The organism is Amycolatopsis sp. NPDC003731 (genome assembly GCF_053586895.1).
In genome coordinates, this window is record NZ_JBSFNC010000259.1 from 1 (window position 1) to 7,212 (window position 7,212).

The window sequence follows — 7,212 nt, forward strand, 5'->3', positions numbered from 1 at the left end:
CGGCCGCGCAAGGTTCGGCGCTGGCGGCCGGGCTGGGCGCGGGGTCGGCGCAGCAGGTAACCGGTCCGGCGGCCGCGCAGGGGTCGGCGCAGCCGGCTGGGCCGGATGCCGGGTCGGCGCAGCACACGCCGGAGGCGGCCGCGCAAGGTTCGGCGCTGGCGGCCGGGCTGGGCGCGGGGTCGGCGCAGCACACGCCGGAGACGGTCGCGCAGCAGGCGGCGGCCTCGACGCAGGCTGCTCCGGAGGTGTTCGGGCAGCAGGCGGCGGGTTCCGCGGCCGCGCAGGGTTCGGCGCTGGCGGCCGGGCTGGGCGCGGGGTCGGGCCAGCAGGCAACCGGGCAGGTCCAGCAGGCGGCCGGTTCGGCGGCCGCGCAGCACACGCCGGAGACGGCCGGGCAGCAGCCAGCGGGTTCGGCGCAGGCTCCCGAGGCGTTCGGGCAGCCGGTCCCCGACTCCGCGGCGGATTCAACCGACGAGGGCCAGCCCGGCCCCGCCGGTCAAACCACTCCGCAGCCGGGCCGGCCCGCGGCACCGCCGGCCGGGGCGTCCGAACCGAAACTGCAAGGCGACATCTTCGCGACCGGCACCCAGCCGCCCGCCGAAGAGCCACCGGCGACCTCGGGCGCGCTGCCGCAACCCACCCCCAAGCCGGCCCTCCCGCAGCCGAGCCGGCCCGCGAAGCCCGGTGCGCTCCCGCAGCGGTCCGTTCCCCTCCCGCAGCCCGGCACCCGGCACCCCGGCGTCTTCCAGGAGTCCGGGCAGCTGCCGGTCGCCAACGGCCGTCCCGCCGTTCCGCCGGCCTCGCTGCCCAGCCGGAAGGCGCCGGAGACCCCCGCTCCGCGCCGCGAAGAGACCGCCGTCGAAGCCACCGCCGAGTGGAACTTCGGCACCGATGACGGCTGGCGCGCGGTGCAAGCGGTGTCCCAGTCGACACCCTCCACCTTCACTTCGGCAGGATTGCCCCGGCGCCGTCGCGGGGAGCAGCTGCTCCCGGGCAGTGCCGGACCGTCCACCGGGGCCACGGCCCCCCGACCACAACGGGACGCACACGACGTGCGCGGCCGCCTGCGGAGCTTCCAGCAGGGCATCGAGCGCGGACGCCACCGCACCGCACAGGCGGCCGAGAACAACCACGAGACCTTGGAGGGTGAATGACCTCGCCGAGTAGCGCTCAGCCGACGCAGAACCAGTTCGGCTGGCTGGTCAACGACTTCGCGGAGCGGGTGCCCGGCGTGGCCCACGCCGTGGTCGTCTCGGCGGACGGCTTGCTGCTGACCGCGTCGAACCGGCTCCCGCTCGACCGGGCCGACCAGCTCGCCGCCGTCGCGTCCGGCCTGGTCAGCCTCACCCAGGGCGCCGCCCGGTGCTTCGAAGCCGGCGCGGTCAACGAGACCGTCGTCGAGATGGAGCTCGGGATCATGGTGCTGATGTCGATCAGCGACGGGTCCTGCCTCGCCGTCCTCGCCGCCCCCAACTGCGACATCGGCCAGGTCGCCTACGAGATGACCATGCTCGTCGACCGCGTCGGCCAGATCCTCACCCCGGAGCTGCGCGCCCAGCTTCAGGGCTCCGGGGGGTCGCTGATCGGCGAACCGGTGGGATGATGGCGCGATGAGCACGGGGTCCGGATTCGACGGCGAACCACCCGAGGGGCGCAGCCCCGCCGGGCGTGGGGACGACGGCACGTTCGCCGACGTCCTCAACGGGTTCACGCTGGATTCCGGCCGTGCCCGCCGGAAGCGCAAGAAGAGCAAGGAGTCCCCGCAACCCCCGGCCGCCGGTGCGCACGCGGCCGCGGATCCGCCGGCGTCCGCGCCGTCGGCCGACCAAGGAGATCGTGTGACCTCTTTAGTCTCGCCACCCGGCAGTACCGACGGGGACAGCCCCAGACCAGGCGGTTTGTTCGACCCGGGGCCGCCCAGCGGCGAATTCGTCATGCCCGCGGTGTTCGAGCAGCCGCCCGCGCCCGAGGAACTGACGGCCATCGTCCGGCCCTACGCGCTGACCGGCGGCCGCACCAAGGCCAATTACGCCCTGGAGCTGGAGACACTGATCTCCGCGAAGGACTACGCTGCCACCGGTGGCTTCCCCGAAGTGGCCGCGGAGCAGATCGAGTGCATCTCGATCATGGAAGAGTGCCGGACCCCCCGTTCGGTCGCCGAGATCGTGTCGGCGCTGCGGGTGCCTCTGGGCGTGGCCCGGGTGCTGATCAGCGACGCGGCCGACGCGGGGCTGGTCACGGTGCACAAGACGATTACGGGCAATGACGGCGCCGAGGCACATCTGGTGTTGATGGAAAGGGTTTTGAGTGGACTCCGTCGGCTATAAGGCACCGCGGGACACCGCGCCCCCGACCATGACCTCGGCCAAGATCGTGGTGGCCGGCGGCTTCGGCGCGGGGAAGACGACCTTCGTCGGGTCGGTGTCGGAGATCGTGCCGCTGACCACCGAGGCGATGATGACCGACGCCAGCGTGGGCGTCGACAACCTCGACCACACGCCGGGCAAGTCGACGACGACCGTGGCGATGGACTTCGGCCGCGTGTCGCTGGACGCGGACCTGATCCTCTACCTGTTCGGCACGCCCGGGCAGCAGCGGTTCTGGTTCATGTGGGACGACCTGGTCCGCGGCGCCATCGGCGCGGTGGTGCTGGCCGACACGCGCCGGCTGGCCGACTCGTTCGCGCCGATCGACTTCTTCGAGGACCGCGGGCTGCCGTACATCGTCGGCATCAACACGTTCGACGGCGTGCTGGAGCACGACATCAACGACGTCCGCGAGGCCCTGTCGATCGACCCGAACATCCCGATCGTCCGCTGTGACGCCCGGGACCGCGAGTCGACCAAGCAGACGCTGATCACGCTGGTCGAGTACGCCATGCGGCAGTGGATCGCGCTGCGGGCGGCCAACGCGCGCTGAGGCCGGCGGGGCCCGGGAGTGCCCCGGGCCCGGCGCCGCTCACGCCCGGCGGTAGCGCAGCAGCACGACCTCGTCGTCGAACATGCGCGACTGAGCCAGGGTGAGACCGAGCCGCGCGGTGCTCTCGGCGAACGGCCGCTTGCCGCCGCCGAGAACGACCGGGTGCACGAAGATCTGGTACTCGTCGATCAGGCCGCGCGCGGTGAGCTCGGCGGCCAGCTCCGCGCCGCCCATGAGCAGCAGGTCCTCGCCGGGCTCGGCCTTCAGGGACGCGACCGCTTCGGTCAGGTCCCCGCCGACGACCCGCGTGTTCCAGTCCGCCTTCTCCAGCGTCCGCGAGAAGACGACCTTCGGCGTCTCCCGCCACACGGGCGCGAAGGCGAGGTCGTGCGGGTCGTCCGAGATCGACTCGGCGGCCGGCCAGTACGCGGACATCATGTCCCAGACCTTCCGCCCGTAGGCGAACTCACCGCAGCGCGAGCTCAGCCCCCGCGAGTAGGCGGACAGCTCGGGACCCATGACGGGCCAGTCGAACTCGCCGTTCGGGCCCTCGACGCAGCCGTCGAGCGAAGTGTGGACCATGTAGACGATCTCGCGCATTTCCATCTCCTCCTGGTGGGTCTGACGGGAGGAGGTCGGAGTCGCGGACGCGGACCGGACACGGGCGCGGAGAAAGTTTTCAGTACTCGTCGTGGCGGCGCCTTGCGAGCTTGGCCGCGTGCGCGCGGCGGCGCCCCGCTGCCCCGTCCGGTCCTCGGCGGTGACCCCACTTCGCCCAGGTCACCGCGAGCAACGCGGGTCGGAAGCGGCTCGCGGCCCCAGCCCGTCAGTACTCGTCGTGCCGTCGCCACCAGGAGCCGGGACCGTCGTCGCCGCGGCTCTCCTCCTCCCACGCTTCCTGGCGGCCGAGCGGCGTCACATCCAAGTACCGGTGCGAAGCGAGGAACATCTCGCCGCCCCGGCCGCTGGTGAAGTACGTCCGGTACACGTCGTCGCCGTCACGCAGGAACACGCTGACGCCGAAGCCCCTTCCGACGCCGCAGTCCTCGGTGAAGTCGCTGCCGTGCGCGGACACCCACGGCACGTTCCAGCCCATCCGGGTCTTGTACCGCTCGATCTCCGCCAGGGTCGCCGGCGCGACGACCTTCAGCGTGACGTCGCGGGCGTGCAGGTGGGCCAGGTGCGGCAGGTTGTCGACGACCAGCGAGCAGCCGGGGCAGCCCGCCTCGTCGCCCGGGTGCAGCATGAAGTGGTAGACGATCAGCTGGCGGCGCCCGTCGAACAGGTCGAGCAGGCTCTGCTTCCCCGACGCCGACTCGAACGCGTACGGCTTGGTGAAGGGCACCATCGGCAGCCGCCGGCGTTCGGCGGCGAGGTGGTCCGCCGCCTTCATGAGCTCCTTCTCCTTGACGAGCAGCGCGTCGCGCGCGGCCTGCCAGTCCTCCGGCGAGACGATCCGGGGCAGGGTGGCGGTCATCGAACGTCCTTTCTGCGGATGAAGCCGGTCAGGTCTTCGAAGCTGGAGGTCCAGCCCTCGTCGTGGCCGTCGCGGTCGGCGGTGGTCGGGAAGCCGGTCTGGACGAACGTCATCTCGGTCTTGCCGCCGAGGTCGGCGAAGCCGATCGTCACGAGCGTCTCGGTGCGCAGGTCGCCTTCGGTGTCCCAGGCGAAGGTGAACACGAGCCGTTCGGGGGCGGTGATCTCGCGGTAGACGCCGCGCATCCAGTGCTCGTCGCCCTCGGGGGAGCGGATGCACGCCCGCCAGGCGCCGCCCGGCCGGGTCGCGAGGGTGACGGCGGAGCCGGTGTAGCCGTGCGGGCCGAGCCAGCTCGCCAGCTGGTCCGGGTCGGTCCACGCGGCGAAGACGAGCTCGCGCGGGGCGTCGAACACGCGCGTGATGGTGAGGTCAGGCATCGCCGGTCAGCCTCCTCAGGTGGTCCTCGAGGCGGTCGAACCCGCCCTCCCAGAATCGGCGGTAGGTCGCGACCCAGTCGGCCACGTCCTCCAGGGGTTTGGCCTCCAGCCGGCAGGGCCGCCACTGACGGGTGCGGCCCCGGGTGATCAGCCCGGCCTCCTCGAGCACCTTCAGGTGCCGGGACACCGCGGGCAGGGTCATCGGGAGCGGCTCGGCGAGCTCGTTCACCGTCGCCTCGCCGGCCGAGAGGCGGGCGAGGATGGCGCGCCGGGTCGGATCGGCGAGAGCCGAGAACGTCCGGCTCAGCGTGTCAGTCATTTCACCACCTTGTTAATTAACGTACTCGTTAAATATAGGCCCGAGCTCGCGGAAGTCAAGGTTCTCCCGGGGTGTCGTGAGATCCGCGTCACGGGTCCTCGGGTTTCCAATAGTAGGAAGTCAAAGTATTTTGGAGGGATGAGCAGCGAGCTGTACCGCCCCGTGCACCCCGTCCGCTTCGTGACCGCGTCGAGCCTCTTCGACGGCCACGACGCGTCGATCAACATCATGCGGCGGATCCTGCAGTCCCAGGGTGCGGAGGTGGTCCACCTCGGCCACAACCGGTCGGTCGACGAGGTCGCCACCGCGGCCATCGCCGAGGACGTCCAGGGGGTCGCCATCTCGGCTTACCAGGGCGGGCACGTCGAGTACTTCTCCTACCTGGTCGAACTCCTCCGCGAGCGCGGCGCGGGCCACATCAAGGTCTTCGGCGGCGGGGGCGGGGTGATCGTGCGCGAGGAGATCGAGCTGCTGCACTCGCGCGGTGTCGCCCGCATCTTCTCGCCCGAAGACGGCTACGAGATGGGTCTGCCGGGCATGATCAACATGATGATCAAGGCCTGCGACGTCGACCTCGCGGCCGAAGCGCCCGCGCTGGACAAGGTGCTCTCCGGGGACGTCGCCGCGCTATCGCGGGCCATCACCCAGCTGCAGGCCGAAAAGCTACCTGGTGACCTGCTGAGTGGCATCACCGAGGCCGCCGGCAAGCGCGAGGTCCCGGTGCTCGGCATCACCGGCACCGGCGGCTCGGGCAAGTCGTCGCTCACCGACGAGCTGATCCGCCGCTTCCGCCTCGACCAGGAGGACAAGCTGCGGATCGCGGTGCTCGCCGTCGACCCGTCGCGGCGCAAGGGCGGCGGCGCGCTGCTCGGCGACCGCATCCGGATGAACTGCCTCGACGGCTCCCCGGTGTACTTCCGCTCGCTGGCCACGCGCACGACGTCGGGGGAGATCCCGGCCGGGCTGAGCGAGTCGATACTGGCCTGCAAGGCCGCCGGGTTCGACCTGGTGATCGTCGAGACGCCGGGCATCGGCCAGGGCGACGCGGGCATCGTCGACTTCGTGGACGAGTCGCTGTACGTGATGACGCCGGAGTTCGGCGCCGCGTCGCAGCTGGAGAAGATCGACATGCTCGACTTCGCCGACGTCGTCGCGATCAACAAGTTCGAGCGCCGCGGCGCCGAGGACGCCCGCCGCGACGTCGCGCGCCAGCTGGTGCGCAACCGCGAAGCCTTCTCGGAGGGCCCGGAGGACATGCCGGTGTACGGCACGAGCGCGGCGAAGTTCAACGACGACGGCGTCACCGCGCTCTACCAGCACCTGCGCGGGATGCTCGCCGAGCGAGGCCTCGGCGTGTCCGCGGGAACGCTGCCGAAGGTCGAAGGCAAGGTGTCGACCGACGCCTCGACGATCATCCCGGGAAACCGGGCCCGGTACCTGGCCGAGATCTCCGAGACCGTGCGCGGTTACCACGCGAAGACGCAGGCGCAGGTCGCCGCGATCCGCAAGCACGAGGCCCTCTCGACCGCGCGTGCGGAACTGGCCAAGGTCGACGCGTCGACCGACGCGCTGGACGGCCTCCTCGCCGCCGCCGAGTCCGATGTGGACGGCGAGTCGGCAAAGCTCCTCGCGCGGTTCCGCGAGCTGGCCGAGGAATACCGCCAGGACGAGCTGGTCGTCAAGATCCGCGACAAGGAGCTGCGCACGCAGCTGTGGCGCGACACGCTGTCGGGCAACCGGATCCCGCGCGTCGCCCTGCCGCGGTACGCCGAGTCCGGCGAGCTGCTGTCGTTCCTGCGCCGCGAGAACCTGCCGGGCTACTTCCCCTACACCGCGGGCGTTTTCCCGTTCAAGCGCGACGGCGAGGACCCGGCGCGGATGTTCGCCGGCGAGGGTGACGCCTTCCGCACCAACCGCCGCTTCAAGCTGCTGTCGGCCGACTCGGAAGCCAAGCGGCTGTCGACGCCGTCACCGGTAGCGAGCCCTCTCGGTACCCGAGATAGGCGAACCCCGTCATCAGGTGAACCGGCCACCGGTAGCTGACGTTCAGCTGAACACCA

7 protein-coding genes and 2 pseudogenes are annotated in these 7,212 nt (G+C 71.3%); 5 read left to right on the forward strand and 4 right to left on the reverse strand.

Annotated elements, in window-relative coordinates:
• The 4 genes and pseudogenes from ACWDN5_RS45715 to ACWDN5_RS45730 form a co-directional block, all read left to right on the forward strand.
• Positions 1–1,154: pseudogene (locus tag ACWDN5_RS45715) on the forward strand (nitrate- and nitrite sensing domain-containing protein); the annotation flags it as partial.
• The gene (locus ACWDN5_RS45720; RefSeq protein WP_004561253.1) at positions 1,151–1,603 is read left to right on the forward strand and encodes a roadblock/LC7 domain-containing protein; all 453 of its coding nucleotides are present in this window, start codon (positions 1,151–1,153) and stop codon (positions 1,601–1,603) included. The pseudogene ACWDN5_RS45715 and the gene ACWDN5_RS45720, both read left to right, overlap by 4 nt.
• Before the next feature lie 7 nt (positions 1,604–1,610).
• Positions 1,611–2,327 (forward strand): DUF742 domain-containing protein, encoded by a 717-nt coding sequence (locus tag ACWDN5_RS45725; protein ID WP_310974784.1) that lies wholly within the window; start codon positions 1,611–1,613, stop codon positions 2,325–2,327.
• Entirely contained in the window at positions 2,308–2,919 is a 612-nt protein-coding gene (locus tag ACWDN5_RS45730; RefSeq protein ID WP_033261921.1) for a GTP-binding protein, read from the forward strand. Before ACWDN5_RS45725 ends, ACWDN5_RS45730 begins: the two co-directional genes overlap by 20 nt.
• Before the next feature lie 39 nt (positions 2,920–2,958).
• Here ACWDN5_RS45730 and ACWDN5_RS45735 read toward each other — a convergent pair whose 3' ends face one another.
• From ACWDN5_RS45735 to ACWDN5_RS45750, 4 genes are all read right to left on the reverse strand, one after another.
• Entirely contained in the window at positions 2,959–3,519 is a 561-nt protein-coding gene (locus ACWDN5_RS45735) for a dihydrofolate reductase family protein (RefSeq protein WP_310974785.1), read from the reverse strand.
• A gap of 226 nt (positions 3,520–3,745) precedes the next feature.
• Complete coding sequence (locus ACWDN5_RS45740) at positions 3,746–4,396, reverse strand: DUF899 domain-containing protein (RefSeq protein ID WP_449680676.1); 651 nt, start codon at positions 4,394–4,396, stop codon at positions 3,746–3,748.
• On the reverse strand, positions 4,393–4,833 hold the full coding sequence (locus ACWDN5_RS45745) for an SRPBCC family protein (protein WP_310974787.1): 441 nt from the start codon (positions 4,831–4,833) through the stop codon (positions 4,393–4,395). The genes ACWDN5_RS45740 and ACWDN5_RS45745 overlap by 4 nt, the downstream gene beginning before the upstream one ends.
• Positions 4,826–5,152 carry an ArsR/SmtB family transcription factor gene (locus ACWDN5_RS45750; RefSeq protein WP_310974788.1) on the reverse strand — a complete coding sequence of 109 codons (327 nt, stop codon included), beginning with the start codon at positions 5,150–5,152 and terminating at the stop codon, positions 4,826–4,828. The genes ACWDN5_RS45745 and ACWDN5_RS45750 overlap by 8 nt, the downstream gene beginning before the upstream one ends.
• A 138-nt stretch (positions 5,153–5,290) precedes the next feature.
• Between ACWDN5_RS45750 and ACWDN5_RS45755 the strand changes: the two are divergent.
• A pseudogene (locus ACWDN5_RS45755) lies at positions 5,291–7,117 on the forward strand (cobalamin-dependent protein); the annotation flags it as partial.
• Between the last annotated feature and the right edge of the window lie 95 nt (positions 7,118–7,212).

Coding starts and splice junctions, on each gene's coding strand:
- ACWDN5_RS45720 (WP_004561253.1), top strand. CDS start 1,151: ATGACCTCGCCGAGTAGCGCTCAGCCGACGCAGAACCAGTTCGGCTGG.
- ACWDN5_RS45725 (WP_310974784.1), top strand. CDS start 1,611: ATGAGCACGGGGTCCGGATTCGACGGCGAACCACCCGAGGGGCGCAGC.
- ACWDN5_RS45735 (WP_310974785.1), bottom strand. CDS start 3,519: ATGCGCGAGATCGTCTACATGGTCCACACTTCGCTCGACGGCTGCGTC.
- ACWDN5_RS45740 (WP_449680676.1), bottom strand. CDS start 4,396: ATGACCGCCACCCTGCCCCGGATCGTCTCGCCGGAGGACTGGCAGGCC.
- ACWDN5_RS45745 (WP_310974787.1), bottom strand. CDS start 4,833: ATGCCTGACCTCACCATCACGCGCGTGTTCGACGCCCCGCGCGAGCTC.
- ACWDN5_RS45750 (WP_310974788.1), bottom strand. CDS start 5,152: ATGACTGACACGCTGAGCCGGACGTTCTCGGCTCTCGCCGATCCGACC.